Origin of the sequence: Streptomyces sp. NBC_00873, assembly GCF_045207415.1 — a bacterium.
Lineage (GTDB): Bacteria > Actinomycetota > Actinomycetes > Streptomycetales > Streptomycetaceae > Streptomyces.
In genome coordinates this window covers 2,551,895-2,578,179 of record NZ_CP108803.1, presented here as the reverse complement: position 1 = coordinate 2,578,179, position 26,285 = coordinate 2,551,895, and the positions used below count along the sequence as shown (strand labels likewise).

Genomic DNA, 26,285 nt, shown 5'->3' with positions numbered 1-26,285 from the left:
GGGAGGCTGCGGCCCGGCTTGCGTCTTCCGCGTGTGTAACTCGCCGAAGGGATAAGTACCGTGCGTCAGGTAGTGCTGGCCAGCGCTCGTCAGGACGACGCTCCACTGCCCGGCCCGCCGGGAGACCTTGGCCAGGCCCCTGTTCTGCAGTGCTTGGCAGGTGGTCTTGTAGGAGTTGGACTCCCATATGCCGGCAGGGCAACCTGCCCCCACCCACTGCAGCACCGCAAGCTGACGTTCATTGACCTGCCGCTCCAATGGCCTGCCTTCGACTCGAGGCTGACGTTCGACGGCCGGATGTTGCCAGCTTTGGTTGTCGACGACGGGTGCTTCGCGACGGATTCGCTCGAATGGGCATTTGACGTCGGCTCCCTTTCGGGCTCGGGGCCGACGCCAGAAGGCGGGGCCGAGCTGGAGGCCCCTCGCCCCACCAACCGGGAGTTGCCCCGCGTGCCGAACCATCGTGTCCGGCCTGTGCAGGTGGGCAGGCCCCTGAGAGGCCCTGCCCACATGTGATCAGGCGGAGACGCCGACCGGCTGCACAGGAGAGACCAGAGCGGCGAGGTACCGCTCGGTGTCGAGTGCGGCCTGGCAGCCGCTGGCGGCTGCGGTGATGGCCTGGCGGTAGGTATGGTCGACGACGTCGCCAGCGGCGAAGACGACGGGGATGTTCGTACGGGTGGAGGGCGCCTCGACATTGATGTAGCCCTCGTCGTCGAAGTCGATCTGGCCGGTGAAGAGTTCGGTGCGGGGGTCGTGACCGATGGCGATGAACAGGCCGGTGACGTCGAGGTCGCGGGTCTGGCCGGTGAAGGTGTCGAGGAGGACGACGCCGCCAAGCATGCCGTTCTCGGACTTGATCTCGGCGATCTCGCTGTCGAAGGCGAAGGAGATCTTGTCGTCGGCGAACGCGCGGTTCTGCATGGCCTTGGAGGCGCGAAGGGTGGAGCGGCGGTGGACGACGGTGACGGAGCGGGCGAAGCGGGTGAGGAAGGTGGCCTCCTCCATCGCGGTATCGCCGCCGCCGACCACGACGATGTCGCGGTCGCGGAAGAAGAAGCCGTCGCAGGTGGCGCACCAGGACACGCCCCGCCCGGAGAGCTCATCCTCGTTGGGGAGGCCGAGCTTGCGGTAGCCGGAGCCGGTCGCGATGACCACGGCCCTCGCACGGTGGACGGTGCCGGCGGAGTCCGTGACGGTCTTGATGTCGCCGGTGAGGTCGACGGAGACGATGTCGTCGTCGATCATCTCGGCGCCGAATCGCTCGGCCTGGGCCCGCATGTTGTCCATGAGGTCGGGGCCGTCGATGCCGTTGGGGAAGCCGGGGAAGTTCTCGACCTCGGTCGTGGTGGTGAGGGAGCCGCCGACGAAGATCGAGCTGCCGAAGAGCAGGGGCCCCAGCTGGGCGCGGGCGGTGTAGAGGGCGGCGGTGTATCCGGCGGGGCCGGAGCCTATGACGATGACGTTGCGTACGTCGTCATCGGTGGCGGCGGTCGGGTCAGTCGCTGAGGTCACGCCTCCGGCTTCGCGTCGATCTCGGTGATGAGGCCCTCGATGAGGCCCTTGATCTCGTCGCGGATGGGGCGGACGGCCTCGACGCCCTGGCCGGCCGGGTCCTCCAGGGCCCAGTCGAGGTACTTCTTGCCGGGGAAGATCGGGCAGGCGTCGCCGCAGCCCATGGTGATGACGTAGTCCGACGCCTGGACGGCCTCGGTCGTGAGGACCTTGGGCTTCTGGTCGGAGATGTCGACGCCGACCTCCTTCATCGCCTCGACCGCGGCCGGGTTGACCTGGTCGCCGGGGATGGAGCCGGCGGAGCGGACCTCGATCCGGTCGCCGGCGAGGTGGTTGAGGAATCCGGCGGCCATCTGGGAGCGGCCGGCGTTGTGGACGCAGACGAAGAGCACGGAGGCGAGCGGAGCGGTCATCGGTTCTTCCTTAGACAAGGTTGGAGCGTGGTGCGGGGGACGGGAAGCTTCAGGTGCCGGGCAGGGTGTCCAGCAGGGTGGTGATGCGGGCGTCGATGGCGTCGCGGATGGAGCGCACGACCGCGATCGGGGCGCCGTCAGGGTCGGGGACGGGCCAGTCCAGGTAGCGGTGGCCGGGCACCACGGGGCAGGCGTCGCCGCAGCCCATGGTGATCACGATGTCGGCGGCCTGGACGACCTCGTCGGTCAGCGGCTTGGGGTAGACCTCGTCGAGTGCGACGCCGGCCTCGGTGAGGGCCTGGACCACGTGCGGGTCGACGGCGCCGGAAGGGTGGGTGCCGGCGGAGGAGACGATGACGTCGTGCCCGGCCCGGTGGGCCAGCAGGGCGGCGGCCATCTGGGAGCGCCCGGCGTTGTGGCTGCACACGAACAGCACCCGCGGCCGACCACCGGTGCCGGCCGGGTTCTCGACGTGCGCCAGTGCGTCCAAGCGCTCGGCGGCGAATCGCTCCGCGAGCACCACGAGGCGGGTGCGGATGTGCGCGTGCGCGGCGAGCTGCTCGTAGGAGTCGGCAATTAGCCGCTGTACCGTCTCCGCGGAGTACCGGCCCTGGTGACGCACGGCAAGGCGGGCGACACCGGCCGCGAGACGTTCGTCGGGAAGGACCGGGCGCGAGGACGCGGTCATGACGAGAACCCCCTGGGTTCAAAAGAGGTCAGCCCAGGCTGGTATCAGCTCCGGGTGATGTGAGAGTATCAGCCCATGATGACGTCAGTCGATACTGATCTGGTCCGGGTTCTGGGTGATCCTCTGCGCCTCCAGATCGTGACCCTGCTCGCCCGCGAGACGCTGTGCACCACCCACCTCGTCGAGGAGACCGGTGCCAAGCAGACCAACCTCTCCAACCACCTGAGAGTGCTGCGCGAGGCCGGGATCGTCGAGACGGAGCCTTGCGGCCGCTTCACCTACTACCGCCTGAAGCCGGACGTCATCGAAGCCCTGGCCGGTCAGTTCGCTGCTCTCGCCGAGACCGCGCGCGCCAACGCCGACACCAAGAGAGCCTGCCCGTAGCCTCTCGCCTCACCTGCCCGAGGAGACTCTGCCCGTGACCGCCACCGAGCCCGCCGCGAGCGACGCCATAGCCGCCGACACGTCGCCGCAGCCCGCGCCCGGCGCCACCTCGCCCCGTACCCCGCTGGTCGCCCGAGCCGCCGCCGAGTTCGTCGGCACCACCGCCCTGGTGGCGATCGTCGTCGGCTCCGGCATCCAGGCCACCGACCTCACCGACGACGTCGCGCTGCAGCTGCTCGCCAACTCCACTGCCACCGTCTTCGGCCTCGGCGTCCTCATCGCCCTCATCGGGCCCGTCTCCGGTGCGCACTTCAACCCGGCCGTCACCCTGGCCGAGTGGTGGACCGCCCGCCGTGGCGGTGCGGGAGTGAACGGGCGCGAGCTCGCCGTTTACGTCCCCTCCCAGGTCGTCGGCGCGATCGCGGGCGCGATCCTGGCGGACGCGATGTTCGGCGAGCCGCTGGTGAAGTGGTCCACGCACGACCGCTCGGCAGGCAACCTGCTCCTCGGCGAGGTCGTCGCCACCGCCGGCCTGATCCTGCTGATCTTCGGCCTGGCCCGCACTGACCGTCTGCGTTTCGCGCCTGTCGCGGTCGCCTCGTACATCGGCGCCGCGTACTGGTTCACCTCCTCGACCTCCTTCGCCAATCCCGCGGTGACCATCGGCCGGGCCTTCACGGACACCTTCGCGGGCATCGCCCCCGCCTCCGTCCCTGCGTTCATCGGCATGCAGCTGATAGGCGCGGTCGTGGGCCTGGCCCTGGTGGCGGTCATCTTTGTGCGCGGCAAGACGCACGCCGAATGACACAGGCTCCGGACGTGGTGGTGATTGGAGGCGGCCAGGCCGGGCTCGCCGCCAGCTACCACCTGCGCCGCCTCGGCCTGGACTTCGTCGTCCTCGACGCTCAGGCCACCCCGGGCGGTGCGTGGCAGCACACCTGGGACTCCCTCCACCTCTTCTCCCCGGCCGCGTACTCCTCCCTGCCCGGCCGCCTGATGCCGCCGCAGCCGGGGGAGACGTACCCGGACGCCGCGCATGTCGTCGCGTACCTCACCGACTACGAGCAGCGCTACGAACTCCCCGTCGTCCGGTCCGTCCGCGTCGAAGCAGTCCACCGGGATGGCGAGTTCCTGCGCGTCGAGGCGGACGCCGGCACGTGGCAGGCCCGTGCGGTGATCAGCGCCACCGGCACCTGGTGGCGGCCCTTCGTCCCCGCCGTGCCCGGCCGTACGGAGTTCCAGGGCGATCAGCTCCACACCGTGGAGTACCGCAGCGCGTCCGACCTCGCCGGAAAGAAGGTCGTGGTGGTGGGTGGTGGCAACTCCGGCGCCCAGATCGCCGCCGACCTCGCCTACGACACCGACCTCACTTGGGTCACGCAGCGACCCGCGCGTTTCCTCGCCGACGACATCGACGGCCGCGCCCTCTTCGACCACGCCACCGCCCGCCGCCGTGCCCTCGACGAAGGTCGCACGGGCACCGGTGGCGTCGCCTCGCTCGGCGACATCGTCGCCGTACCGCCCGTACGCGAAGCACGTGACGCCGGACGCCTCAAGGCTCAGCCGATGTTCACCCGTCTCACCGCGACCGGCGTGGAGTGGGCCGACGGCACAACCGCCGACGCCGACGCGATCATCTGGTGCACCGGCTTCCGCCCCGCCCTCTCCCACCTCGCCCCACTCGGCCTCCGCGGCCCGCGCGGCCACATCCCCACCATGGGCACCCGGGCCGTGGATGAGCCCCGCCTGCACCTGCTGGGCTACGGCGACTGGACCGGCCCCGCCTCCGCCACTCTCATCGGCGTCGGGCGCCCAGCCCGTGACGCGGCCCGTGAGATCGTGGGGTTGCTGAGGGCTTGACCTTCAAGTCGACTTGAAGGTTTACGTTCGAGGTATGAGCACTCTGCGGATTTCCCAGCTGGCCGAACGCTCCGGCGTTCGCCCGTCCACGCTGCGGTTCTACGAGTCGGCCGGGCTGTTGCCGGCCGAGCGCACCGCGGCCGGCTATCGCTTCTACGACGAGGAGTCGGTGGAGCGCCTGGCCTTCATCTCCTCCTCCAAGCTGCTGGGGCTCGCGCTGGAGGACATCCGTGACCTCCTCGATGTGCGGGACGAGGGGGTGTGCGCGGCGGTGCGGGCCCGGATGGTGCCGATGGTCGCTGACCGGATCGCGGACGCGGACCGGCGAGCGGCGGAGCTGGCTGCGTTCTCCGCCCACCTGGCCGGGGTGCACGAGAGGCTGGCCGGTCCGGCTCCGGCGGGCGCCTGCGGCCCGGACTGCGGCTGCAACAGCGAAAGTGACGCGCCGGGCCCCGTCCTGGTCGCACTGTCGCCCACCCGTCCACCGGCCCCGGACTCCGTACCTGCTGAGGCCGGGGAGCTGTGGCGCGAGACACCAGTGGCCTGCACCCTGAGCGGCGATGAGCTGGGGGAGCGCACGGTGCAGTGGCGGGACCTCGTCGCCCGGGCCACCGCGCGCCAAGAGATCCCGGACGGGGTGCGTCTGACGTTCCCCAGTGCCCCTGAGCTGGCCGCCGATGTCGCTTCGCTGGCGGCGGCAGAACAGGGATGCTGCGCCTTCTTCGACTTCACCCTGCATCTGACCCCCGCCTCGCTGGAGCTGACCGTGCGCGCCCCCGAGGCTGCCGGATCCCTACTGGCCGACCTCTTCGGAGCCGCCTCGTGACCACCCCGTCCTCCTCCGGGAAGCCCTCGTCCGGTAAGTCCGTGCTGGGTGCCGGCCTGCTCGCCGTGGCTGCATGCGCGGTGTGCTGCGCGGGACCGCTGCTGGCCGTGCTGGGAAGTGTCGGTGCCGCGTCCGTCATCGGCGCGATCTGGGCACCGGTGCTGGCCGTCCTCGCGGTCGCCGCCGTCGTGGCGGCTGTGTGGGTGCACCGGCGCCGGAAGCGGGCGTCCGCCTGCCAGACCGGGCCTGCCACCGTCGATGTGGGCATGCCCACCCGCATCCCGCCCGGCACCGGCTCCGACCGCCTGCCACGATGAACCACGCCAACCAGGGCACAATCTTGCAGGTCAGCACAGCAGAAGGAACGGGTCGGACATGGTGTCGCAGGAACCGCGCGGCGTGGTCGAGCGGATGGAAGACCACCAGGTCGCGATCTACCTCGGTGCCATGGCCCTCGGTGGCCTCCTCGGCTGGGCGGCGCCCGCAGCCGGGCCCGGCCTGGAGCACGCCATCAACCCCGTCCTCGGCGCGCTGCTGTTCGTCACCTTCCTCCAGGTCCCGGCCGCCGACCTGCTCCGCTCACTGCGCGACGGCCGGTTCCTGTCCGCCGCGATGGCCGTGAACTTTGTCGTGGTGCCGCTCGTCGTGGCGGCCCTGTTCACGTTCCTGCCCGCCGACCAGGCGGTTCGGATCGGCGTCCTGCTGGTCCTGCTGTGCCCGTGCGTGGACTACGTGATCGTCTTCAGCGGCCTGGCCGGCGGAGACAGCCGTCGCCTCTTGGCCGCCACCCCGCTCCTGCTTGTCGCGCAGATGCTGCTCCTGCCCGGCTTCCTCTACCTGTTCATGGGCCCGGACCTCGGCGACGTCGTCGAGACGGGCCCGTTCCTCGAAGCGTTCCTCTTCCTGATCGTCATCCCGCTCACCCTGGCATGGGGCCTGCAGGCGTGGGCCGCGCGCCGTCCGGCCGGCCAGAAGGTCTCCGAAGCGGCGACCACCACGATGGTGCCGCTGATGGCCGCCACCCTGGTCACGGTCGTCGCCTCCCAGGTCCCCAAGCTGGACGGCCGTCTCGGCGACGTGGCAGCCGTCGTTCCCGTATATGCCGTCTTCCTGGTCGTCATGGCTTTCTCCGGGCGCCTGGTGGCCCGCCTGTTCCGGCTCGACGCCCCTGCTTCCCGGGCCGTCGTCTTCACCGGCGCGACTCGCAATTCGCTGGTCGTCCTGCCCCTCGCCCTGGCCCTGCCCGACGATCTGGCCGTGGCCGCGGTCGTCGTGGTCACCCAGACCCTCGTCGAGGTCATCGGCATGGTCGCCTACGTACGCCTTGTTCCCCGTCTCGTCCCGGACCGGGACCGGACGCCGGTCAGGGCCGGCTGAGGATGGTGCAGATCTCGCCCTCGGAACAGGTTTCGGGATCGGTCACCGCGGCCCGCCGGGCCAGCTCCCGCAGCTCTGTTCGGGCCTCGCGCAGCTCGGCCATCCGCCGGTCGATCTCCGCCAGGTGCTGGTCGATGAGCGCACCGACCCGCGCACACGGTGCCTGCCCGCTGTCCCGCAGGGCCAGCACGGAGCGGATCTCGGCGAGGGTCAGCCCGGCCGCCTGGGCATCGCGGATGAAGCCGAGCCGGGCGAGGGTGTGCTGCGGATAGTCGCGGTAGCCGCCGGAGGTGCGTGGGGCCCCCAGCGTTCAGTCCCTGCGCCAGGCACTGTCCGGCACTGCTCCCGCCCCTGCCGTCGAGGGACTGGAGTGCTGCGAGGCGGATCTGCTGGATCCGATCGTCCGGGCCGGCCGGGGCCGACGCGCCCCGGCCGAACGCGGGCTGCGCGCCGTCCACCAGGCGGTGCTGCGGTACTTCGCCACCCACGGCACAGCGCCGCAGCCGGCCGCGCTCGAATCCGTTGCCGCCCTCGCCAGTCGCACAGCCGCCGATATACTGGCCGAGCTGGATCGCGAGGACTTCCTGGCCCTCGACGAAGAGGGGCGGATCCGGGCGGCCTACCCGTTCTCGGCGGTCGAGACCCCGCACCGGATCCGGCTGGCGAGCGGTGTGGAGGCGTGGTCGATGTGCGCCGTCGATGCCCTGGGCATCAGCGCCATGCTCGACGGCCAGACGTACGGATCTCCTCCTCCGACCCCATCAGCGGCGAGCTGGTGACCGTCACCTTCACCAGCGGCAGCCTGCTGTGGGAGCCTGTGGACGCGGCCGTGTTCATCGGCCGCCGCGAAGGCGGCGGGCCCGCTGCCGAAGTGTGCTGCGACGCGCTGAATTTCTTCACCGGCCGCGACTCGGCCGAGCAATGGCGACGAGGGCACCCGGAGGTCATTGGCCAGGTCGTGAGCCAGGACCACGCGGTGCAGATCGGGCAGCAGACCTTCGGCCCGCTCCTCCAGAACGACTGAAACGGCAGCGGCCAGTGAAAGACCGCCCAGGTGCGGGCATCATCGAAGCCCGGGTGACGAGAGCGGGCAGGCCATGACGAACGCGGACCCAATGGACCGGCACGCCGTGTACCAGGAATACGAGCGCGCCCGCCAGACCTTTCACCGGCTCCTCGACTCAGCTTCGAAGGACGACCTGGCCCGGCCCACCCGCGATACCAAGTGGTCCAACGAGCAGCTGCTGTGGCACATGCTCTTCGGCTACATGGTCGTCCAGGCGCTGCTGATCCTCGTGCGCGTATTCGGCCGGCTCCCGCGCAGGGCGAGCAAGCTGTTCGCGCGGGTGCTGGACGCCGCCACAGTACCGTTCGACCTGGTCAACTACGCGGGTCCGTGCGGGGCGGTGAAGGTCTACGGGCCTCGCCGCATGGCCGCCGCCTTCGATCGGGTCACCGGGGCCCTGGAGCGCCACCTGGCTGAGGAGTCCGAAGCCGACCTGGCACGCGGCATGCACTACCCCGTCCGCTGGGACCCCTTCTTCCAGGACTACATGACCCTCGCGGACATCTACCGCTACCCGACCCAGCACTTCGACTTCCACCACCGCCAGCTCACCCTCGGCAGCGGGAACACGGTCAACTGATCCGCTGACTCCGGCGCTCCAACAAGACCACGTCCTGCCACATGCCGTGGTGGCGGCCGATGCGCTCGCGGGTCCCGATGACCCGGAAGCCCGCTCGCTGGTGCGCGGCGAGACTGGCCGTGTTCTCCGGGAAGATGCCGGACTGGATGGTCCAGATCCCGGCCGCCTCGGTGGACTCGACCAGCGCCTTCAGCAGTACGGAGGCGACTCCCCGGCCCCGGGCGTCGGGGTGAACGTAGACGGAGTGCTCGACGACACCGGCGTACGCGCACCGGTCGGAGACCCTGGTGGCGGCGACCCAGCCCAGCACCGTCCCGTCGGCGTCGAGAGCCGCGAATCGGTGCTCGGTCAGCTTGGCCGCGTCAAACTGTTCCCAGGTGGGGGCGGTGGTCTCGAAGGTGGCGTTGCCCTCGTCGATGCCTGCCTCATAGATCGCGACGACCTCGTCGGCGTGCGCGGCCGTCAGCGGCACGACGACGGTGGTGGCGACGGTCACGCTGCGGCCGCCTTGGTGAGGAGCGTGCCCATGGCGGCCAGGACGCCGGGCTCCACGCGGTAGTAGACCCAGGTCCCGCGCCGCTCGGAGGAGAGCAGCCCAGCCTCCTTCAGCTTCTTCAGGTGATGGGAGACCGTCGGCTGGGAGACGCCGACGTCGGAGATGTCGCAGACGCACGCCTCGCCCCCCTCGTGCGAGACGACCGCCGAGAACAGTCGCAGCCGCACCGGATCGCCGAGCGCCTTGAACATGACGGCAGTCCGCTCGGCCTCCTCCGCCGTGAGGGGCCGCTCGTTCAGCGGCGGGCAGCAGGGCTCGACGGTGGGCTCCAGCAGCGGCAGCACCTTCACATTCGACATACGTCTATGTTGACACATGTCGAACCAAGAGCCCAGGGGATTACGCCCGGAGTAGCTGCCGGGCAAGCCGTCGTGCGGCGCGCCGGGCGTCACGGCCGACGCCCCGCAGGGACGCCGAAGCCAGGCTCCGCTGCCACTCCAGCCCGACGTGGGCGAGGCGCGGGTGGCTGAGTGAGACACCGTCGCGGTGCCCTGGCCGGCCTTCCTTGTTCAGGGCGCCGAGCGGGGCGAGGTAGCCGAGGTCGGGCAGGTAGCCGGTGGCCAGAATGATCGTGTCCACGTCCTCCTGCTCGCCGTCGGCCCAAGTGACGGTGACGCCGTTGACCGATGCGAACAACGAGCGGCGGTCCGGCCGCCCCGCGGCGAGGGCGGCGCGGTAGCGGCCGTCGTCGATGACCGCCATGGTGGCCGGTCGGCGCTGGAGGCGTGCCAGTGGGGCGGTGTCCAGGCCGGTGACCGTGAGCCAGAAGTGCAGGTCACGCCCGAGCGGCTTCTGGGGGAACCAGCGCACCGGGCTGCGGCTGGCCAGACTCACACGCGCGACCCGGGCCAGCTCGGCGGCCACCTGTACCGCCGAGTTCCCCGCGCCGACGACCACGACCCGCTGCCCCACGAACGGTGCCGGCGTGCGGTACTCCGCTACGTGCAGCACCTTCCCGGTGAAGGTGTCGAGCCCGGGCAGGGCGGGCCGGTTCGGCCGGCCGAAGCCGCCTGTGGCCGTGACGACCGCCCGCGCACCCAGTCGATGTCCGTCCGCGACGTCGAGCACGAAGCCCTCGCCGTCCGCACGCACGCAGGAGACGCGCTGCCCGGTGCGGATGTCGGCGGCCAGGACCTCGGCGTACTGCAGCAGGTAGGCCACCACCTCGTCCCGGTGCGGATAGCGGTCCGGGTCGCCGCCGAACGGCAGCGCCGGCAGTGAACTGTACCGGGCGGGCGAGAACAGGGTGAGGTTGTCGTAGTACCGAGGCCACGACCCGGCGGCCTGCCCCGATGCCTCCAGGACCACGGGCTGGAGCCCTTCCTTCAGCAGGTAGTGCGCTGCGGCCAGACCGGACTGGCCGCCACCGATGACGGCGACGTCGACATGCTCCACGAAACAACCCCCAGAATCGATGAATGTCTATGTTGACGTCTATCGATACAGGTGTCATGCTGAGAGCGCAAGAGATCGACGGACGTCGAAACACAAGGGGGATCCTCATGAGCGCCACCGCCACCGAGCAGCTGCCTGTCGTGGTCGTCGGGGCCGGACCCGCAGGTCTGGCCGCCGCCGCCCACCTCGTCGACCGCGGCCTGGAGCCCTTGGTCCTCGAGGCTGGTGCGCAGGCGGGTGCGGCGGTGCGCGACTGGGCGCACGTCCGGCTTTTCTCGACCTGGGGCGAGGTGACCGACCCGGCCGCCGAGAAGCTCCTCGCCCCCACCGGCTGGGTCAAGCCGGAAGCGGGCACCTACCCGACGGGCGGCGACTGGGCCGAGAAGTACCTCCAGCCGCTCGCCGACGTCCTCGGTGACAAGGTGCTCCTCGCTGCCCGGGTTACCGGCGTCTCCCGCGTCGGCCGCGACCGGATCGTCGACGCCGACCGCGAGACCCAGCCCTTCACCGTCCGCATCCAGCACACCGACGGCCGAGAGGAGCGGATCCTCGCCCGCGCCATCATCGACGCCTCCGGCACCTGGGCCGTCCCCAGCCCCGCCGGCGGCGACGGGCTCCCGGCCCTCGGCGAGCGCGCGGCGGCCGACCGCATCTCGTACCGTGTCCCCAACCTCAAGGACCCTGAGATTCGGGCCCGTTACGCGGGCAAGCGCACCGCCGTCATCGGCTCCGGCGCCTCCGCCTTCACCGCGCTCGCCTCCCTCGCCGACCTCGCCAAGTCCGAGGACGGCGCTGGCACACACGCCACCTGGATCCTGCGCAGGGGTATCTCCGGCTCGACCTTCGGTGGCGGGACCGCCGATCAGCTCCCCGCCCGCGGCGCGCTCGGCCTCGCCGCCAAGGCCGCCGTTGAAGAGGGCCACGCGGATGCCGTCACCGGCTTCCGCACGGACGCAATCGAGCGCGAAGGAGAGCGACTGGTCCTGGTCGCCGAGGACGGCCGCCGCCTGGACCCGGTCGAGGAGGTCATCGTCCTCACCGGTTTCCGTCCCGACCTGTCCTTCCTCGACGAGCTCCGCCTCGGCCTCGACGAGCGCCTCCAGGCACCCACCGAGCTGGCTCCCCTCATCGACCCGAACCAGCACTCCTGCGGCACCGTCTACCCGCACGGCGTGAAGGAGCTGTCCCACCCGGAGCAGGGCGTCTACCTGGTCGGTATGAAGTCCTACGGTCGCGCGCCGACCTTCCTCGCCCTCACCGGCTACGAGCAGGTCCGCTCCGTCGTCGCCGCCATCGCAGGCGACCGTGAGTCGGCCGAGCGCGTCGAACTGGTCCTGCCGGAGACCGGCGTCTGCGGCGGCGCCGGCCTCTTCGACCAGCCACAGACCGACGAGGCGGCCGACGGCGGCGGCTGCTGCGCAGCCCCGGCCACCCTCCAGATCGGCGTCGGCGCCCCGGCTGCCTCCGGCGGCTGCTGACCCTGCCCCACCTACCGGCAGTAGGAGGACCGTGATGTCCCGCATACAACTCGCCCTGCGTGTCCCCGACCTGGCGGCATCCGTCGCCTTCTACACGAAGCTCTTCGGCACCGAGCCGGCCAAGCTCCGTGACGGGTATGCCAACTTCGCCATCGCGGAACCGCCGCTCAAGCTCGTCGTCATCGAAGGCGCCGCTGACGAGGACACCCGCATGGATCACCTCGGTGTAGAAGTCGACAGCTCCGAGGCCGTCCACGCCGCGACCACGCGGCTGAGCGAGGAAGGTCTGACGACGACCGAGGAGAACAACACCAGCTGTTGTTATGCCCTTCAGGACAAGGTCTGGGTCCACGGCCCGGGCCGTGAGCCGTGGGAGGTGTACGTCGTCAAAGCCGACGCCGACACCCTGGCCAAGCAACAAGCCAGCACGTGCTGCTCCAGCCCGGCCACCGCTGAGACCGATGCGCGCGAACCAGTCACCGCCGGCAGCTGCTGCTGACCTGTAATGACCGACCTTCACACCCACGGGGCCACGACCGGAACAGGGGACCGGTCGCGGCCCCGCGCCGTGCTGCCCGCGCTGTGCGCCACCCAGATCACCAGCTGGGGAATCGTCTACTACGCCTTCCCCGATCCTTGCCGCCATCACCATCCCCGCCCACGCCCTCGCCCTCAAAGCCCACTGGCCCCCGGCCCCACCCGCACCGGCCCACACAGACGGATCGACCCGGACAGTCGTACAGCCGACCGTTCCTGCTGCTCGCGGCCGCATTCACACTCTCCGCGTTCGCGATGTACGCCGTCGTCGTCACCCTCGTCGCGCTCCTGATCGAACGCAGCTACACCACCAGCCAGGCCGCCTGGGCCCTCGGCCTCGGCGGCGCCGGCCAGACCCTCGGCCGCACCCTCTACGCCCCGCTCGCCCGCCACACCGGTACGACCGCCCGCACGGCGGCCCTCATCGCGCTCGGCGGCTTGACCACCGCGGTCTTCGCCTTCACCTCCGGCCCGTACGGCCTCGTGATTGCCCTAGCGGTGGTGGCAGGCATGGTCCGCGGCAACCTCACGCTCCTGCAGGCCACCGCCATCATCGACCGCTGGGGCACACGGCACTACGGCAGACTCTCCGGACTCCTCAGCGCCCCCGCCATGACCGCATCCGCCCTTGCCCCCTTCGCGACAGCCCTCCTCGCAACCACGATGGGCGGCTACCCACGGCTGTTCGGACTGCTCGCTGTCCTCGCCTTGCTCGCCGCACTCATCGCCACCGGAACATCCGTCCGCGCAGGACGGCGGAGAGCTTGAACCCGGGACCCGTCTCAGAGCCTCCCGAAGCCCCCCGCGACATGAGGGACCGGGCGGCCGGTGGTGCGGAGCTTTCGGGCAGCCCGCTCACGCAGCTCGTCGGGGTGTTCATGTGCATGGCTCGCCATACCCCGGACCATGAGTCCGTGCTTTATGAAGGTCATGAAACCAGGGTCGACGCAGACGAGTGCTGCCTTGGCGCTGGGCCGGGGGCGCCTGTGACTGTGCGAGCGCGCCGTCCTGGGATCACCCTGTGCGCTGGGTCAAAAGAAACGGGCCCGTGGCCTGCGGCAAATGATTGCCGCAGGCCACGGGCCTGTCGCTTCACGACGTTTCGCGAGAGCTGTGACCGGTCAGGTCAGAAGAGGTCGAGCTCGGCAGACTCGACTGCACCCAGTAGGCGGCACTCCCTGGTCTCTCCGTCAACGCACAGGTGGCCCGTACCGACGGCCATGTCCCGGGGGTCTCCGTCGCGGAGATAGGCAGCTGACTGGCAGTCGAAATAGAAGTTGGTTCCCACCTGAGCGCGTTCCCCTTCGACGAGCGCGAAGGTCATGCCCTCGTGGCTGACTTGCTGGTGCGGGAAGTTCTGGGCCAACACGGTAGCGTCTTCGATGTCCAGCATCAGTCTGTCCTCAGGAGAGAGAAGTTCCGCCATGGCGAGAGATTGGTATGTCCCGACTGACCGTCCAGGAACACGACCTCCCCCTTGACGTTTACCACGCTGAAGACATGGGCGCGTCTGCCCTTCTGCCCCTGGACGATACCTCTGGCGCCGTTCCCTGCGGGCAAGCCTTCGATCGGAATGTGAAGAGAATGTGGATCGAGCGAATCGCTGAGGCCACGAACTGGGAGCCGCTTCGGCTTGAGATTTCCTGGAACAGTGTTGAGGAAGCTCTCGGTACGGCACTGCCCGAGGATTACAAGAAGCTTGCCGAGACGTTTGGCGAGGGAGAATTCTCGGAATTCTTGAGTGTTTTTACTGTCGATGGCACGAGGCAGTTCGACCTGGCCAGAATCTGGAAGAAGTTTCTCGACGGTGCCCCGGAGGACGGGCCCGATCCCCTCTTCAAGCCCTACCAGATGTACCGGCCCGGTCGGCGTGGTCTCATTCCCTGGGCGTTCGGTGAGATGGAGTGCAGCTACTTCTGGTTGGCGTCTGCGGAGGAAGACCCGGCGAGCTGGCCCGTCGTCACGCAGGGCGACCCGTACCCCTTGCAACAAGTGAGCATGTCCACCTCCGAGTTCGTCTACCGCGTGTTGGCGGATCCGGAGTTCGAGCCGTTCTCGATCGCGAGGCTGATGCCGGAGCCTGACTTCTACCCGATGGATTGAGAAGCCGTGTCTCAACCGGGGTCCGCTCTGCTCAGTTGTCGCGGCAGAGACCAGCTATCCCCGTGACCTGCTGCGCTTGCTGGGACCGAGCTAATGACCTGCACAAATGTCCTTTCGGCTGTGTCACGGAAACGGCAGATGCATTCACCGCTCAAGTCGCGACCCCCGCCCGCTGCTCCGGTCGCGCGGGCATCCGCCCGAAGAGGCAGCACAGGGGAAGTGCGGGCTTGCATAGACTGACTCCGGTCCGGGTCTGCCCGCAGTCCAGAGCAGTGGTTGCAAGCCATACGAGGGGGAGGCGTAGCGCCGTGGAACCACTTAGAGACAACGACCCGAAGTCGATCGGAGGCTTTGCGCTCGTTTGCCGGATCGGGGCCGGCGGTATGGGCCAAGTGTTTCTCGGCGAATCCGCGGCCGGTCATCAGGCCGCGGTGAAGGTCATCAAGGCCTCCGTGCTCGACGAGGACACCCGTGCCCGGTTCCTGTCCGAAGTGGACAGCATGCGTACCGTGTACGGGCCGTTCGTCGCCGGCTTCGTGGGCGCCGACGCGGCCGCGGAGCAGCCCTGGCTCGCCGTGGAATACGTCCCCGGCCCGGATCTGCGCACCTACGTCGCCGGGCACGGCCCCCTCCCTCTCGTCGAGACCGCCAGTCTCGGGGCGCTGCTCGCCGAGGGCCTCGGCACGGTCCACGATGCGGGACTGCTCCACCGTGACCTGAAACCGCAGAACATTCTGCTGTCCGAGTACGGTCCCAAAGTGATCGACTTCGGCCTCGCCGTGCTCGCCGAGCGTCGCACCATGCTGACGGCGACCGGCTTCGTCGTCGGCAGTGTGTTGTGCATGCCGCCGGAACAGGCCCGGGGCGAGCACCAGCTGGACCGGCCGGCCGACGTCTACGCGCTGGGCGCGGTGCTGCTGTTCGCCGCGACCGGACACTACCCGTACGAAGGGCCGACCTGGCAGGCCGTCGCGCTGAAGATCGAGGACCCCGCGACGCCGCCCGACCTGACCGGCCTGCCCCCGGAACTGGAGGGCCTGGTCACGGACATGCTGGCGCTGGACCCTGCGGCCCGGCCGATGCTGCCGCAGGTCATCGAGAGGCTCGTGCGGGTTATCCATGGTCTGGGCCTGACCGCCCTCCAGGCCAAGCGCCGGCTCGCCGGCCTGACCCCAGAGATCGTGGTGCCGCAACTGCCCCCACCCGCTTTCGAACCCGGCGGAGGCGACCCGGCCTACACGCCCACCGTCGTCGACGCGGCAGCGGTCGAGGACGACGAAGAGATGGGCGCACCGGCGCCGGCCGGGGCCGAGCGGCTCGGCATCGGCGAGGGACCCGAGCCCGGTGAGGAGCCCGAGGACGCCGTCCCCGCCGTACCGACGGGGGCGGTTCCCGGGCCTGGCGGAACCCTGCCCCGAGGCCGCGCGGCCACTGCCGTCCGCCCCGCAGCGCCCCTGCGGATCGCCGAGCGGATCCGTGCCGCCTATGCCCGGGAGGCACGCTTCTGAGCTGTGCTGTCGTCCTTCTCGGAAGCACGGCCGGCCGCCCTTGCCCCACGTGACAGACTTGGCGTCGCAGGGCCGCGCGACGCAGGTACGACGGAGGGACGACGGGTGACCGACCAGGGGGCGAAGCCGAGGGAGACCCGGTTCCCGCCGGGGGCGCAGATCCTCGTACGCGACGAGGAGTGGCTGGTCCGCAATACCGCCCAGACCGATCACGACGGCGAGCGGATCGATGCGGTCGGCGTCTCGGAGTTCGTCCGTGACGAGGAAGCCGTCTTCTTCAGCGGGATCGACCGCGTGGAGCTGCTCGACCCGGAGAAGACCCGCCTGGTCCCCGACACGTCCTCGTACTTCCGGCGCAGCCGCCTCTTCCTCGAAGCGGTCCTGCGCAAGACGCCGCTGCCCCAGTCCGAGCGGGGTCTCGCCCTGGCCGACCGCTTCCTGCTCGACCCGCTCGTCTACCAGCAGCGCCCCGCCGAGCTCGCCCTGTCCATGCGCAACCTCCGGCCCCGGGTCCTGATCGCCGACGTCGTGGGCCTCGGTAAGACGCTGGAGATCGGCCTGACCCTCGCGGAGCTCATCCGCCGGGGCCGGGGTGAGCGCCTCCTGATCGTGACCCCGCAGAGCATCCTGGAACAGTTCCAGCACGAGCTGTGGACCCGCTTCTCGATCCCGCTCGTGCGGCTCGACTCCCTCGGCATCCAGCGCATCCAGCGCGAGATCCCGGCCGGCCGGAACCCGTTCACGCACTACAAGCGCGTGATCATCTCCGTCGATACGCTCAAGAACATCGGCCAGTACCGGCACCACCTGGAGCGCATCCGCTGGGACGCCGTCGTCATCGACGAGTCGCACAACCTGATCAACCCCGGCAGCCAGCGGCGCGCCCTCGCCGAGATCCTCGCCCCGCGCACGGATGCCCTGCTGCTCGCCAGCGCCACCCCGCACAACGGCGACAAGCGCTCCTTCGCCGACCTGATCTCGCTCCTCGACCCGGCCGCCATCGCCGACCCCGACCACTACGACCCGGCCGAGGACCTCGGCCACCTCTACATCCGGCGGACCAAGATCAGCCCCGAGGTCCGGGACGAGATGGGCACCGAGTGGCCCGACCGCGGCCCCACCGTCTCCCTCCACTGCGCCGCCGGTGAGGCGGAGGAGCGGATCTTCGCCGAGATCGCCGAGCACTGGCTCCCCGTCCCACAGGCGAGTGCGGAGTTCGGCACGGCCGACCAGGACCGCACCTCGGTCGCCACCGAGCAGCTCTTCGCCTACAACCTGCTCAAGACGTTTCTGTCCTCTCATGTCGCCCTCGGCGAGACGGTCGACAACCGTGTCGCCACGCTCGGCGAGCGGGTCCGCAAAGCCGGGGAGAAGGGGCTGCGGCCCGACCCGGCCATCGCTCCGGAGCAGGCTGCCCTGGCCCGGCTGCGGGAGATCGTCGCGGGCATGGGCGACGGCACCGCACCCGGTGACTCCGCCAAACTCGACGCACTCGTGGAGCAGTTGAAGGACATCGGTGTGGGACCCCGGTCCGCGACCCGGGCCGTGGTCTTCTCCGAACGCGTCCGTACGCTCACCTGGCTGGCCGAGGTCGTCCCGGCCCGCCTCGGCTTCCCGGTCGGGGCCGACGGCACGGCGAAGGCCGTCACCGTCATGCACGGCGGCCTCAGCGACGACGAACAGGCCAAGGTCCTGGAGGCGTTCGGCCTGGCCGACAACCCGGTCCGGCTGCTGTTCACCGGCGACGTCGCCTCCGAGGGCGTCAACCTGCACCGCCAGTGCCACCACCTGATCCACTACGACATCCCGTGGTCGCTGATCCGTATCGAGCAGCGAAACGGCCGTATCGACCGGTACGGGCAGAAGCATGAGCCCCAGTTCCGCGCCCTGATCCTGACCTCCGCGGTCCCCGGTGCCAAGGACGACCGCACGGTCGCCGAGAAACTGCTCCTCCGGGAGGAGGAGGCGCACAAGCTGGACGGGACGGCCGAGGCCGTGTCCGGCCTCTACCGGGCCGAGGAGGAGGAGCGCCGGCTCATCAGGGAATTGGTCCGTGGCGGCACGGTCGAGGAATTCCTGGAGTCCGCCCCCGCCGAGGACACCGCCCTCGCCGACCTGTTCGGCCAGGTGGGCACGATCACCGAGCAGGAACTGCCCGCACGCGCCGAGTTGATCTCGCTCTTCGAGGGGGACACGGCCGACTTCGTCGACACCGCTCTCGACGAGGTGTACGAGGATCGCGCCGAGGGCTTGATCGGCCTGGCGTCCGGCACCGACGCCAAGGGCGGCGCGTACTTCTCGCTCTCCCCGGCCCTGGCCCCCGACCTGCTGCACCGCCTCAAGGCCCTGCCACCCTCCTACCTGAAGGAGCAGCGCGTCGCCGAGCGGATGCTGGTCACCTTCGACCGCGCCCTGGCGCAGCGCAAGCTCACCGAGGCCAGGGAGAGCAGCAGCACCATGTGGCCGGAGGTGTCCTTCCTCACCGACATCCACCCGGTGGTGGAGTGGCTGACGGACAAGGTCCTCGTCGAGTTCGGCCGGCAGGAGGCCCCGGTCATCACCACACCGCACGTCGAGGGGCCCGTGTTCCTCGTCCAGGGCATCCATTCCAACGCGCTCGGCCGCCCCACCGTGGTGCGGTGGATGGCCGTGACGGGGTTCGGCACCGACGGCACCGGGACACCTGAGGTGCGTCCCATGGCGGACGCGCTGCGCGACGCGAAGGTCGGCCCGAGGCTCGCCCGCACCGGCGGGCCGCGCGACCCGGACCGCCTCCAGGCCCTCGTGCCGGCCGCCGTCGCCGCAGCCCGCACACACCTGGATACGGGGAGGGCTGCCTGGGAGGAGCAGATCAGCGAGCCGCTCGCCACCTACCGCGGCCATGTCGCCCAGTGGCGTACGGAATCCCTGCTGCCCGGCGTCACCGGCCGCCGCGAACGCCTCGTCGAGGAGACCGCCGACGAACTGGCCCGGCTGCTCGACCAGTTGCACACCACCGGACGTCCGCTGCTGCGCGTGCTGGCCGTCCTCGACCGCCCCGGCGACCCGGACGCCCCCGGCGCCGGGAACGACGCGGACTCCGCGGCCGAGTCGTTCACTTCCGACCCTCACCCGTCCGACGCCCAGGCGGAGAACTGACGTGACGTACGACTCGCTGGTCAACCACGGCGACTACCTCTCGGCCCACTATCTCGCCGAGGTCCTCCCCAAGGACCTGAAGGCCAAGGACGGCCTCCTCGCCCGCTGGGCCGCCTTCGAGGAGGAGGAACGCCGCCGCCACGCCGACGCCGTCGCCGAGGCCAAGCGTCAGGCGATCGACCCCGACTCCGTACCCCCGCGCGCCCGCACCCCCCGCGAGGGACTGCGCGCCCTGCGCGGCCCCTACTTCGCGGGCCGTGCCGCTCTTGCCGAGGACGCGGAAGCGCTCGCCGACCCCGACGCGCCCGAGCCCGAGGGCTGGCAGAAGCGGTGCACCGAAGTCCATCTGGACACCCTGCACGCCCTCGGCTACACCGCCGCCCACGAGCAGACCGTCACCGTCCACCGCGCCGACCACGAGTACACCGTCCAGGTCGCCCACGCCGAACCCGGCCTGTACGCCGTCTCCTGCGGCTGGACCACCGAGCCCGACGCCGCTCTCGACCCGGACGGCGCCGGCCGCCTGCTGCACCCCGTCGCCCTGGAGGCTTCGGCGACCCTTGAGGACGCCAAGGCTCTCACCGACTTCCTCTTCGCCTGCGACACACCCCCGCGGTATGTCCTGCTGCTCGTCGGCGGCGTCATCGTCCTCGCCGATCGCCTCGCCTGGCACGAGGGCCGCTACCTGGCCGCCGACCTCGACGCGGCACTCAACCGCCGCGACGACCGCCACGGCGGCGAACTCGACACCGTGGCCGCGCTGTTCGGCGCCGACTCATTGCGCGTCCCCACCGAGGGCGGCACCGCACCGCTCGCCGCCTTCCTCGACAAGTCCGGCAAACACGCCGTCGGAGTCTCCACCGAACTGCGCGAGGGCTTGCGCCTCAGCGTCGAGTGGATCGCCAACGAGGTCCTGGACCGCCTGCGCGAACCGGAGAACGGCATCACCCCGGCCGAATTCGACGACCCGGCCCGCCTGGCCAAGGAGCTCAGCCGCGAGTCGCTGCGCTACCTGTACCGGATCCTGTTCCTGCTGTACGCCGAGGCCAGCCCGGCGCTCGGCATCCTGCCCTCCGACTACCCGGAGTACGAGCAGGGGTATGGCCTCCAGCGCCTCGGCGACCTCGTCCTGCGCGACCTCGTCGGCGAGCGCTCCCGGCGCGGCTTCCACCTGTACGAGTCGCTGGACCTGCTCTTCGACAAGGTCGAGAACGGCCACCGCCGCTACGGCACCGAGCCCGAGGACCTGACGGCCGAGGCCGCCGCCCGCGACGCAGCCCGGGCCGAGCAGGAGGCCGCCGAACTCCTCGCCGCCGGCACGATCACGCAGGCCGAGCACACCGAACGCGTCCGCGAGGCCGACCGCGCCCGCCGCGCCGCCGCCCGCAGCACCAGCGCGGGACTGCGCTTCGAGGCCCTGAGCTCCGAGCTGTTCACCAAGGAGGCCGTCCGCCTCATCTCGGACGACCAGATCGAGAACCCGGCGTACCGGGGCGGCGAGGGCGAGCGCCGCCGCCCGTTCCTGGACACCCGGCTGCGCAACGAGACACTGCACAAGGTGCTGCGCCGCCTGATGCTCACCAAGGGCCGGGGCAGGGAGCGCGGCGGGTTCATCTCGTACGCCCAGCTCGGCATCAACCAGCTCGGCGCGGTGTACGAGGGCTTGATGTCGTACTCCGGTTTCATCGCCGAGGAGGAGCTGTACGAGGTCGCCAAGGGCGGCGACCCCTCGGGCGGCAGCTGGATGATCCCCGCCTCCCGCGTCCAGGAATACCGGGACGAGGTCTTCGTCCAGCGGACCAACTCCGAGACCGGCCGCCCGGAGCGGGTTACCCACCCGAAGGACACGTTCGTCTACCGCCTGGCCGGCCGCGACCGCCAGACCTCCGCCTCGTACTACACGCCGAAGTCATTGACCGAGGTCACGGTCGAACTGGCCCTCAAGCACCGCCTGGACCAGCACGACACCACGACCCCGGCCAGGGAACTCCTGGAGTGGAAGATCTGCGAGCCGGCTCTCGGCTCGGGCGCGTTCCTCAATGAGGCGATCGACCAGGTGGCCGCCGAGTATCTGAGGCGGCGCGAACACGAGCTGGGGCGCCGCATCGACCCCGAGCTGCGGCAGATCGAGCTCCAGAAGGCCAAGGCGTACATCGCCCTGCACAACGCGTACGGGGTCGACCTCAACGCCACGGCGGTGGAGCTGGCCGAGGTCTCGCTGTGGCTCAACTCCATGCACCCGGGTATGCGGGCGCCGTGGTTCGGCCTGCACCTTCGGCGCGGCAACTCACTCATCGGCGCGGGCCGCAAGGTCTACCAGGCCGACGTCCTGACGGACGGCCAGTGGCTCGCGAAGAAGAACACCCTGCCACCGACCGACCTGCCGTTCCGGGACGGCCCGCTGCCCGAGGGTGCGGTGCACCAGTTCCTGCTGCCCGCGATCGGCTGGGGCGCGGTCGCCGGCGAGCCGGAGGCGAAGAAGCTCGCGGAGGACGCGGCGAAGGCGCTCGGCAGGTGGCGCAAGGGCGTGCAGAAGGCCCCGAAGGGGCCGAAGCCGTTCCAGGAGCGCGGCGACGAGACCGACGAGGCACGGCAGAAGCGTTACGACCGGTGGCAGAAGGCGGCGGAGAAGACCGAGCTGGGCCGGCTGCAGGGCGTGGCCCGCCGCGCCGAGTTCCTGTGGTCCCTGGTCGCTACCCGGCTGGAACTCTCCGAGCGGACGATCGCCCGCCGCATCGATGTGTGGGGCGCGGACTGGCTGGAACAGTCGTCGGAGGCGGCGGACAAACAGAAGGTCCTGGACGACCTGACGCGCCACGGTACGCCGTACTGGCGGCTGAAGACCGTGATGGACGCGTGGTGCGCGCTGTGGTTCTGGCCGCTGGACAAGACCGGCGAACTCGACGGCACGGCCACGGTGTACGGGACGGGCGGCGCGCTCGTCGACGAGTCGTCGGTTGCGGGCCTGCTGGGCGGCGCGCGCGCGGCGGTGGCCGCCGAGGTGCCGGTGGAGTCGACCGACCCCGCCCCCGGCGACCAGCTGTGGCAGGCGACCGGGTTGTTCGACGACCCGGACGGCGAGCAGGAGGAACTGGGCGCGGGCGCCGGGCTGGCGACCGGGTCCAAGCGGGGCTCGTCGGGCCGCCGGGCTCAGGTCAAGGACCAGCGGCGCGCGTGCATCCCCCTGGTGACGTTCGCCGACTGGCTCGACTTCCTGGAGTCGGTCCTGGGCAAGGAGGACCTGCCCGAGGGTTCGTACCTGGCGGGCATCGAGGACCTGGACCCGGACGATGCGCTGGAGCTGCTGAGCGACGTCGAGGACCGCCTGGAGGGCCTCCTCGGCATGGACACCCCGGCGCGGCTGCCGTTCCGCTACCCGTGGCTGAACACGGTCGAGGACATCGCCGGCACGACGGAGAAGGACATAAAGGCGGAGGATGGCCACGGCTTCTTCCACTGGGAGCTGCATTTCGCGCACGTGTTCCGTGGGTCGGCGGGCGGGTTCGACCTTCAGGTGGGGAACCCGCCTTGGGTGCGGCCGGACTGGAACGAGGGCGTGGTACTGGCCGAGTTCGACCCATGGTTTCAGCTTGCCGAGAAGCCGTCGGTCACAGCACGGAGGGAGCACAAGAGCGCCATTCTGGAGAACGCCTCCCATTGCATGGCGTACTTGCGTGACTTGACCGCGACGACAGGTACAGCCGAGATTCTGGGTAGTGCTGTGTTGTATCCGCTGATCTCGGGAACGCGTCCGGACCTGTATCGGGCGTTCATGTGCCGTACCTGGGAGCACCTTGCCGAGAACGGCACCGTGGGTCTCGTCCACCCCGGCTCCCACTTCAGTGGGGACAAGGAAGGTCGGCTGCGCGAGGCCGCCTATACCAGGCTCCGGGTGCACGGCGACTTCGTGAATCAGGGCAACCGCTTCTTTCCGCCCCCTGTCGGCCATGCCAGCCACTTCGGTGTGCACATCTACGGGCAGGAAGGTGAGATCGGCTTTGACCACCTGTCCTGGCTCGTCTCCGTTGACGCGCTGCGACTGTCGGCCGAGGATGACGGAACGGCTCCCGACCCCGGGATCAAGTACGGCGCGAGCTGGGACGAGCGGCCGCACCGCAAGCGGATCGTCCGGGTGGACGAGTCGACTCTGGCGCAGTGGAAGAAGCTGTCCGGCGATGAAACACAGCCGATCCGCCAGGCGAGGTTGTTGTCGCCGGTGAGCACGGCCGAGGCTGACGCCATTGAGGCACTCGCTGCGTATCCCGTGCGTCTCGCCGAATGGGACCCGCAAATCACCAGCGGCTACAACGAGAAGACTGCCAAAGACGACGACCTCATCGATTACAACGCGCAGGACGAGGCGGGTGTGGTCCGGCGGCCGGCCGACTGGTCCGAGGTGATCCTCAAGGGCCCGCAGATCGGCCTGGCCAACCCCATGTTCAAGCAGCCGAGCCAGGGCGGCGGCGAGAGCCTGGGCCTCAATCCGATGACCCTGGCGGACGACGCCGTGCCCGAGTCCGAGTACGTATACGTGGCGAAGCCCGAGGTTTACCGGGCCGCCCAGGACGTGTGGAGCGACGGCAGGACGCTGGAACAGCTCAAGGCGTCCGAGCGCGAGGTGGCACGGGCGCGGAACGCTGCAGCCGGGCGCTTTGGGGTGGAGTCGACGGACGTCACCGAGGAGCAAATGGAGGCGGAGCTCTTGCGGCGGCTGCGACGGCCGTACACGGAGTTCTACCGGGTGGCGTGGCGGGAAATGATTGCGACTGACACGGAGCGCAGCCTTTACGTGACACTTGTGCCACCTAGTGCGGCGCACGTTGACCTTGTACACAGCGCCACGGTTGGCGGTACTCGCCTCTCCGCACTGACCGCAGGTTTCTGGACCGGTATGCCTGTTGACTACCTGCTCCGAACCACCGGCGTGGGTCATTTGAAGAAGGCACCCGCTCGCCGAATGCCAGCACCGCAGCTGGAGCATCCTCTCGCTGCCGCCCTGCTCCTTCGCGCGCTCCGCCTCAACTGCCTCACCAGCGCGTACTCAGATCTCTGGGAGGAGTTGTACGACCCCACATGGCCTGCTTACGAACCGTGGGCGTGCGACTGGCCGGACCTGCAGCCGCTGCACACTGTCAGCCCCACATGGGATCGGAACACTGCCCTCCGAACAGAGCGTGCGCGGCGAGCGGCCCTCGTGGAGCTCGACGCACTCGTCGCTGTCTGGCTCGGCGTCAGTGCCGACGCTCTTGTCGCCATGTACAAGTCCCGCTTCCCAATCATGCAGGGTTTCGACGCCGTCACATGGTTCGACGCCAGGGAGCGAAAAGTCGCAGGCGTTAGGCACACGTTCGGCTTCGGCCAGACCAAGGAGCACTACCAGCACCTCCTCGCCTTCCAGAAGAAGGAGCGGCACGAGCCCCCCGAGGGCTACACCGCGCCCTTCTACAAGGCCGACCGGGAGAAGGAGATGCGCGCAGCGCACACATATTTCTCCGCGCGGCTTCAGGAAGCCGTCGACAAGGGGAAGTGGACGCCACCTGCCCGGTGAAACGGCAGCGCCCCGCGCCGGACGGGTCCGGCGCGGGGCGTGAGGGTCAGCCCTGGGTGGCGTAGGAGATGAAGTCGTCCCACGCGGCGGGTGAGAGGGCGAGCTCCGGGCTCTGGTGGTCCTTGGAGTCCCGGACGTGGATCGCCCGCGTGCCCTTGGCCACCTCGACACAGCTGTCGCCCTGCGAGCCGCTGTAACTGCTCTTGAACCAGGCCAGTTCGGACGTGCTCATAGCGCTCCTCGCAATCGCTTCAACAGGCCCAGGGAGTCCTCGGGGGTCAGGGCCTGTGAGCGCAGTTTCGCATACCGCTGCTGAAGCAGGCTGATCTCTTTCGCGTTGGCGATCAGCCGTCCGTTCTGCTGCCCCTCCGAGTATGCGAACCAGCGATTGTCGGGAGTCTCGGCCAGCTGCATGGGGCCGTCCATGCCTGCGTGTGAAGGCCGCCGCGTAGGCATGATCTGCAACTCCACGTTCCAGTTGGAGGCAAGCAACTCCGCCAAGTGGTCGTAGAGTTCCCGCGTCACCGCCTCGCCGCCCGTCCACCGCTCCAGCACCGCCTGCTCCACGATGAAGCTGAACGCCGTCGGCGGCTTCCGTGTCACCGCAAGCAGCTCCTGCCGTGCCAGCCGCGCCGCGATCCGGTCCTCCAGCTCCTCCGGGTCGGGCAGCGGCGGCACGTCCAGCGACACGGCTCGCGCGTACGCCTCCGTCTGCAACAGGCCTGGCACCACACGGCATTCGTACGTGTACAGGCTGATCGCCGTCGTCTCCACCCGCGCCCACTGCCGGAACCAGCTCGCCAGCCCCGCCTGCCGCGTCAGATGCGGCGCCGCCTTCCGCAGCGCGCCCGTGTTCCCGAGCGCCGCCTCCGCGCGTTCCACGAAGTCGCGGTCCGGCATCCGGCGGCCCTGTTCGATCGAGGCGACGGTGTGCTTGGAGAAGCGCACCAGGTCGCCGAACTCCTCGCGACTGAAGCCCGCGTGCTCCCGTAAAGCCTGGACGAACGCGCCGAACGTGCGCAGACTGTCCGACACTCCCGGCTCGGCGCCGGCTCCCGCGCCCGTTCCTCCCACCGCCGCTCCAGCAACGCAGCCATCCGTGTTCTCGTAGGCCACAGTCGGCCACCTTTCGCGCGCACCCACCCCGCCGTACCGCTTCTGACCTTGCCGCACCGACACACCCAGTGACGCGAAGTCGCCACCGAGCGTGGGCGTGCGATGCCACAGCGTACGCGCGGCGAGGGCGGTGCATCCTGGCGTTCACCCCATGCGCGGGGCCCGACCGCCTGCTCCGGCCCCCGTCCGTTGAGGAG

General features: G+C 70.0%; 27 protein-coding genes and 1 pseudogene. 16 read left to right on the top strand and 12 right to left on the bottom strand.

Annotation, left to right across the window (positions count from 1 at the left end):
- Positions 1–516: 516 nt before the first annotated feature.
- Genes trxB through OH809_RS11570 form a run of 3 tightly spaced genes read right to left on the bottom strand, consistent with a single transcriptional unit; the run spans position 517 to position 2,616 of the window.
- Positions 517–1,515, bottom strand: coding sequence for a thioredoxin-disulfide reductase (gene trxB / locus OH809_RS11580; RefSeq protein ID WP_406422465.1), 999 nt, complete (start codon positions 1,513–1,515; stop codon positions 517–519).
- On the bottom strand, positions 1,512–1,928 hold the full coding sequence (locus OH809_RS11575) for an arsenate reductase ArsC (protein WP_406422466.1): 417 nt from the start codon (positions 1,926–1,928) through the stop codon (positions 1,512–1,514). The genes trxB and OH809_RS11575 overlap by 4 nt, the downstream gene beginning before the upstream one ends.
- Before the next feature lie 49 nt (positions 1,929–1,977).
- On the bottom strand, positions 1,978–2,616 hold the full coding sequence (locus tag OH809_RS11570; RefSeq protein ID WP_406422467.1) for a low molecular weight phosphatase family protein: 639 nt from the start codon (positions 2,614–2,616) through the stop codon (positions 1,978–1,980).
- 75 nt (positions 2,617–2,691) lie between these two features.
- On the opposite strand from OH809_RS11570, the gene OH809_RS11565 reads away from it, so the two are divergent.
- Genes OH809_RS11565 through OH809_RS11540 form a run of 6 tightly spaced genes read left to right on the top strand, consistent with a single transcriptional unit; the run spans position 2,692 to position 7,063 of the window.
- On the top strand, positions 2,692–3,000 hold the full coding sequence (locus OH809_RS11565) for an ArsR/SmtB family transcription factor (RefSeq protein WP_406422468.1): 309 nt from the start codon (positions 2,692–2,694) through the stop codon (positions 2,998–3,000).
- Positions 3,001–3,034: 34 nt separating this feature from the next.
- Positions 3,035–3,805 carry an aquaporin gene (locus OH809_RS11560; RefSeq protein WP_406422469.1) on the top strand — a complete coding sequence of 257 codons (771 nt, stop codon included), beginning with the start codon at positions 3,035–3,037 and terminating at the stop codon, positions 3,803–3,805.
- Positions 3,802–4,860 carry an ArsO family NAD(P)H-dependent flavin-containing monooxygenase gene (locus OH809_RS11555; RefSeq protein WP_406422470.1) on the top strand — a complete coding sequence of 353 codons (1,059 nt, stop codon included), beginning with the start codon at positions 3,802–3,804 and terminating at the stop codon, positions 4,858–4,860. Before OH809_RS11560 ends, OH809_RS11555 begins: the two co-directional genes overlap by 4 nt.
- Positions 4,861–4,894: 34 nt before the next feature.
- The gene (locus tag OH809_RS11550) at positions 4,895–5,686 is read left to right on the top strand and encodes a MerR family transcriptional regulator (protein WP_406422471.1); all 792 of its coding nucleotides are present in this window, start codon (positions 4,895–4,897) and stop codon (positions 5,684–5,686) included.
- Positions 5,683–6,003, top strand: a complete 321-nt coding sequence (locus tag OH809_RS11545; protein WP_406422472.1) for a hypothetical protein — start codon at positions 5,683–5,685, stop codon at positions 6,001–6,003. Before OH809_RS11550 ends, OH809_RS11545 begins: the two co-directional genes overlap by 4 nt.
- Before the next feature lie 58 nt (positions 6,004–6,061).
- Positions 6,062–7,063 carry an arsenic resistance protein gene (locus OH809_RS11540; RefSeq protein WP_406422473.1) on the top strand — a complete coding sequence of 334 codons (1,002 nt, stop codon included), beginning with the start codon at positions 6,062–6,064 and terminating at the stop codon, positions 7,061–7,063.
- On the opposite strand, the gene OH809_RS11535 is transcribed toward OH809_RS11540, so the two are convergent.
- Positions 7,050–7,370 carry a MerR family DNA-binding protein gene (locus OH809_RS11535; protein ID WP_406425246.1) on the bottom strand — a complete coding sequence of 107 codons (321 nt, stop codon included), beginning with the start codon at positions 7,368–7,370 and terminating at the stop codon, positions 7,050–7,052. The genes OH809_RS11540 and OH809_RS11535 overlap by 14 nt on opposite strands.
- On the opposite strand from OH809_RS11535, the gene merB (OH809_RS11530) reads away from it, so the two are divergent.
- The 3 genes from merB (OH809_RS11530) to OH809_RS11520 all read left to right on the top strand — a co-directional run bounded on the left by merB (OH809_RS11530) (position 7,354) and on the right by OH809_RS11520 (position 8,709).
- Positions 7,354–7,842, top strand: coding sequence for an organomercurial lyase (gene merB / locus OH809_RS11530; protein ID WP_406422474.1), 489 nt, complete (start codon positions 7,354–7,356; stop codon positions 7,840–7,842). The two genes, OH809_RS11535 and merB (OH809_RS11530), sit on opposite strands and share 17 nt — an antisense overlap.
- The gene (gene merB / locus OH809_RS11525; RefSeq protein ID WP_406422475.1) at positions 7,839–8,087 is read left to right on the top strand and encodes an organomercurial lyase; all 249 of its coding nucleotides are present in this window, start codon (positions 7,839–7,841) and stop codon (positions 8,085–8,087) included. Before merB (OH809_RS11530) ends, merB (OH809_RS11525) begins: the two co-directional genes overlap by 4 nt.
- Positions 8,088–8,160: 73 nt before the next feature.
- A complete protein-coding gene (locus tag OH809_RS11520) occupies positions 8,161–8,709 on the top strand; it encodes a DinB family protein (RefSeq protein WP_406422476.1) in 549 nt (182 codons plus the stop codon).
- On the opposite strand, the gene OH809_RS11515 is transcribed toward OH809_RS11520, so the two are convergent.
- From OH809_RS11515 to OH809_RS11505, 3 genes are read right to left on the bottom strand one after another with little or no spacing between them, the layout of a single operon-like run.
- Positions 8,702–9,205 (bottom strand): GNAT family N-acetyltransferase, encoded by a 504-nt coding sequence (locus OH809_RS11515; RefSeq protein WP_406422477.1) that lies wholly within the window; start codon positions 9,203–9,205, stop codon positions 8,702–8,704. The genes OH809_RS11520 and OH809_RS11515 overlap by 8 nt on opposite strands.
- A complete protein-coding gene (locus OH809_RS11510) occupies positions 9,202–9,564 on the bottom strand; it encodes an ArsR/SmtB family transcription factor (RefSeq protein WP_406422478.1) in 363 nt (120 codons plus the stop codon). Before OH809_RS11510 ends, OH809_RS11515 begins: the two co-directional genes overlap by 4 nt.
- Positions 9,565–9,604: 40 nt before the next feature.
- A complete protein-coding gene (locus tag OH809_RS11505; protein ID WP_406422479.1) occupies positions 9,605–10,660 on the bottom strand; it encodes a flavin-containing monooxygenase in 1,056 nt (351 codons plus the stop codon).
- A gap of 107 nt (positions 10,661–10,767) precedes the next feature.
- On the opposite strand from OH809_RS11505, the gene OH809_RS11500 reads away from it, so the two are divergent.
- The 3 genes and pseudogenes from OH809_RS11500 to OH809_RS11490 form a co-directional block, all read left to right on the top strand.
- A complete protein-coding gene (locus tag OH809_RS11500) occupies positions 10,768–12,138 on the top strand; it encodes an NAD(P)-binding domain-containing protein (RefSeq protein WP_406422480.1) in 1,371 nt (456 codons plus the stop codon).
- 34 nt (positions 12,139–12,172) lie between these two features.
- Positions 12,173–12,637: an ArsI/CadI family heavy metal resistance metalloenzyme gene (locus OH809_RS11495; RefSeq protein WP_406422481.1), complete on the top strand. Its 465-nt coding sequence runs from the start codon at positions 12,173–12,175 to the stop codon at positions 12,635–12,637.
- A 133-nt stretch (positions 12,638–12,770) separates the two neighbouring features.
- A pseudogene (locus OH809_RS11490) lies at positions 12,771–13,443 on the top strand (MFS transporter); the annotation flags it as partial.
- Between the two features lie 14 nt (positions 13,444–13,457).
- Here the strand turns inward: OH809_RS11490 and OH809_RS11485 are convergent.
- The 3 genes from OH809_RS11485 to OH809_RS11475 all read right to left on the bottom strand — a co-directional run bounded on the left by OH809_RS11485 (position 13,458) and on the right by OH809_RS11475 (position 14,235).
- Positions 13,458–13,607 (bottom strand): hypothetical protein, encoded by a 150-nt coding sequence (locus tag OH809_RS11485; protein WP_406422482.1) that lies wholly within the window; start codon positions 13,605–13,607, stop codon positions 13,458–13,460.
- Between the two features lie 194 nt (positions 13,608–13,801).
- Positions 13,802–14,068, bottom strand: coding sequence for a hypothetical protein (locus OH809_RS11480; RefSeq protein ID WP_406422483.1), 267 nt, complete (start codon positions 14,066–14,068; stop codon positions 13,802–13,804).
- A complete protein-coding gene (locus tag OH809_RS11475; protein WP_406515087.1) occupies positions 14,068–14,235 on the bottom strand; it encodes a toxin glutamine deamidase domain-containing protein in 168 nt (55 codons plus the stop codon). Before OH809_RS11475 ends, OH809_RS11480 begins: the two co-directional genes overlap by 1 nt.
- 15 nt (positions 14,236–14,250) lie before the next feature.
- Between OH809_RS11475 and OH809_RS11470 the strand changes: the two genes are divergently transcribed.
- The 4 genes from OH809_RS11470 to OH809_RS11455 all read left to right on the top strand — a co-directional run bounded on the left by OH809_RS11470 (position 14,251) and on the right by OH809_RS11455 (position 24,972).
- On the top strand, positions 14,251–14,778 hold the full coding sequence (locus OH809_RS11470; RefSeq protein ID WP_406515086.1) for a hypothetical protein: 528 nt from the start codon (positions 14,251–14,253) through the stop codon (positions 14,776–14,778).
- A gap of 308 nt (positions 14,779–15,086) precedes the next feature.
- Entirely contained in the window at positions 15,087–16,286 is a 1,200-nt protein-coding gene (locus OH809_RS11465; RefSeq protein WP_406422485.1) for a serine/threonine-protein kinase, read from the top strand.
- Positions 16,287–16,391: 105 nt separating this feature from the next.
- On the top strand, positions 16,392–19,424 hold the full coding sequence (locus OH809_RS11460; RefSeq protein ID WP_406422486.1) for an SNF2-related protein: 3,033 nt from the start codon (positions 16,392–16,394) through the stop codon (positions 19,422–19,424).
- 1 nt (position 19,425) lies between these two features.
- The gene (locus tag OH809_RS11455; RefSeq protein WP_406515084.1) at positions 19,426–24,972 is read left to right on the top strand and encodes a DNA methyltransferase; all 5,547 of its coding nucleotides are present in this window, start codon (positions 19,426–19,428) and stop codon (positions 24,970–24,972) included.
- 46 nt (positions 24,973–25,018) lie between these two features.
- Here OH809_RS11455 and OH809_RS11450 read toward each other — a convergent pair whose 3' ends face one another.
- Together OH809_RS11450 and OH809_RS11445 are read right to left on the bottom strand one after the other, a co-directional pair.
- Positions 25,019–25,204: a DUF397 domain-containing protein gene (locus OH809_RS11450; RefSeq protein ID WP_406422488.1), complete on the bottom strand. Its 186-nt coding sequence runs from the start codon at positions 25,202–25,204 to the stop codon at positions 25,019–25,021.
- Positions 25,201–26,088, bottom strand: a complete 888-nt coding sequence (locus OH809_RS11445) for a Scr1 family TA system antitoxin-like transcriptional regulator (RefSeq protein WP_406422489.1) — start codon at positions 26,086–26,088, stop codon at positions 25,201–25,203. Before OH809_RS11445 ends, OH809_RS11450 begins: the two co-directional genes overlap by 4 nt.
- Positions 26,089–26,285 lie beyond the last annotated feature (197 nt).

Excerpts from the sequence above, each read along its gene's own strand:
- OH809_RS11575 (WP_406422466.1), bottom strand. The coding sequence starts at position 1,928 with ATGACCGCTCCGCTCGCCTCCGTGCTCTTCGTCTGCGTCCACAACGCC.
- OH809_RS11570 (WP_406422467.1), bottom strand. The coding sequence starts at position 2,616 with ATGACCGCGTCCTCGCGCCCGGTCCTTCCCGACGAACGTCTCGCGGCC.
- OH809_RS11565 (WP_406422468.1), top strand. The coding sequence starts at position 2,692 with ATGATGACGTCAGTCGATACTGATCTGGTCCGGGTTCTGGGTGATCCT.
- OH809_RS11555 (WP_406422470.1), top strand. The coding sequence starts at position 3,802 with ATGACACAGGCTCCGGACGTGGTGGTGATTGGAGGCGGCCAGGCCGGG.
- OH809_RS11550 (WP_406422471.1), top strand. The coding sequence starts at position 4,895 with ATGAGCACTCTGCGGATTTCCCAGCTGGCCGAACGCTCCGGCGTTCGC.
- OH809_RS11540 (WP_406422473.1), top strand. The coding sequence starts at position 6,062 with ATGGTGTCGCAGGAACCGCGCGGCGTGGTCGAGCGGATGGAAGACCAC.
- OH809_RS11520 (WP_406422476.1), top strand. The coding sequence starts at position 8,161 with ATGACGAACGCGGACCCAATGGACCGGCACGCCGTGTACCAGGAATAC.
- OH809_RS11510 (WP_406422478.1), bottom strand. The coding sequence starts at position 9,564 with ATGTCGAATGTGAAGGTGCTGCCGCTGCTGGAGCCCACCGTCGAGCCC.
- OH809_RS11500 (WP_406422480.1), top strand. The coding sequence starts at position 10,768 with ATGAGCGCCACCGCCACCGAGCAGCTGCCTGTCGTGGTCGTCGGGGCC.
- OH809_RS11495 (WP_406422481.1), top strand. The coding sequence starts at position 12,173 with ATGTCCCGCATACAACTCGCCCTGCGTGTCCCCGACCTGGCGGCATCC.
- OH809_RS11485 (WP_406422482.1), bottom strand. The coding sequence starts at position 13,607 with ATGACCTTCATAAAGCACGGACTCATGGTCCGGGGTATGGCGAGCCAT.
- OH809_RS11480 (WP_406422483.1), bottom strand. The coding sequence starts at position 14,068 with ATGCTGGACATCGAAGACGCTACCGTGTTGGCCCAGAACTTCCCGCAC.
- OH809_RS11450 (WP_406422488.1), bottom strand. The coding sequence starts at position 25,204 with ATGAGCACGTCCGAACTGGCCTGGTTCAAGAGCAGTTACAGCGGCTCG.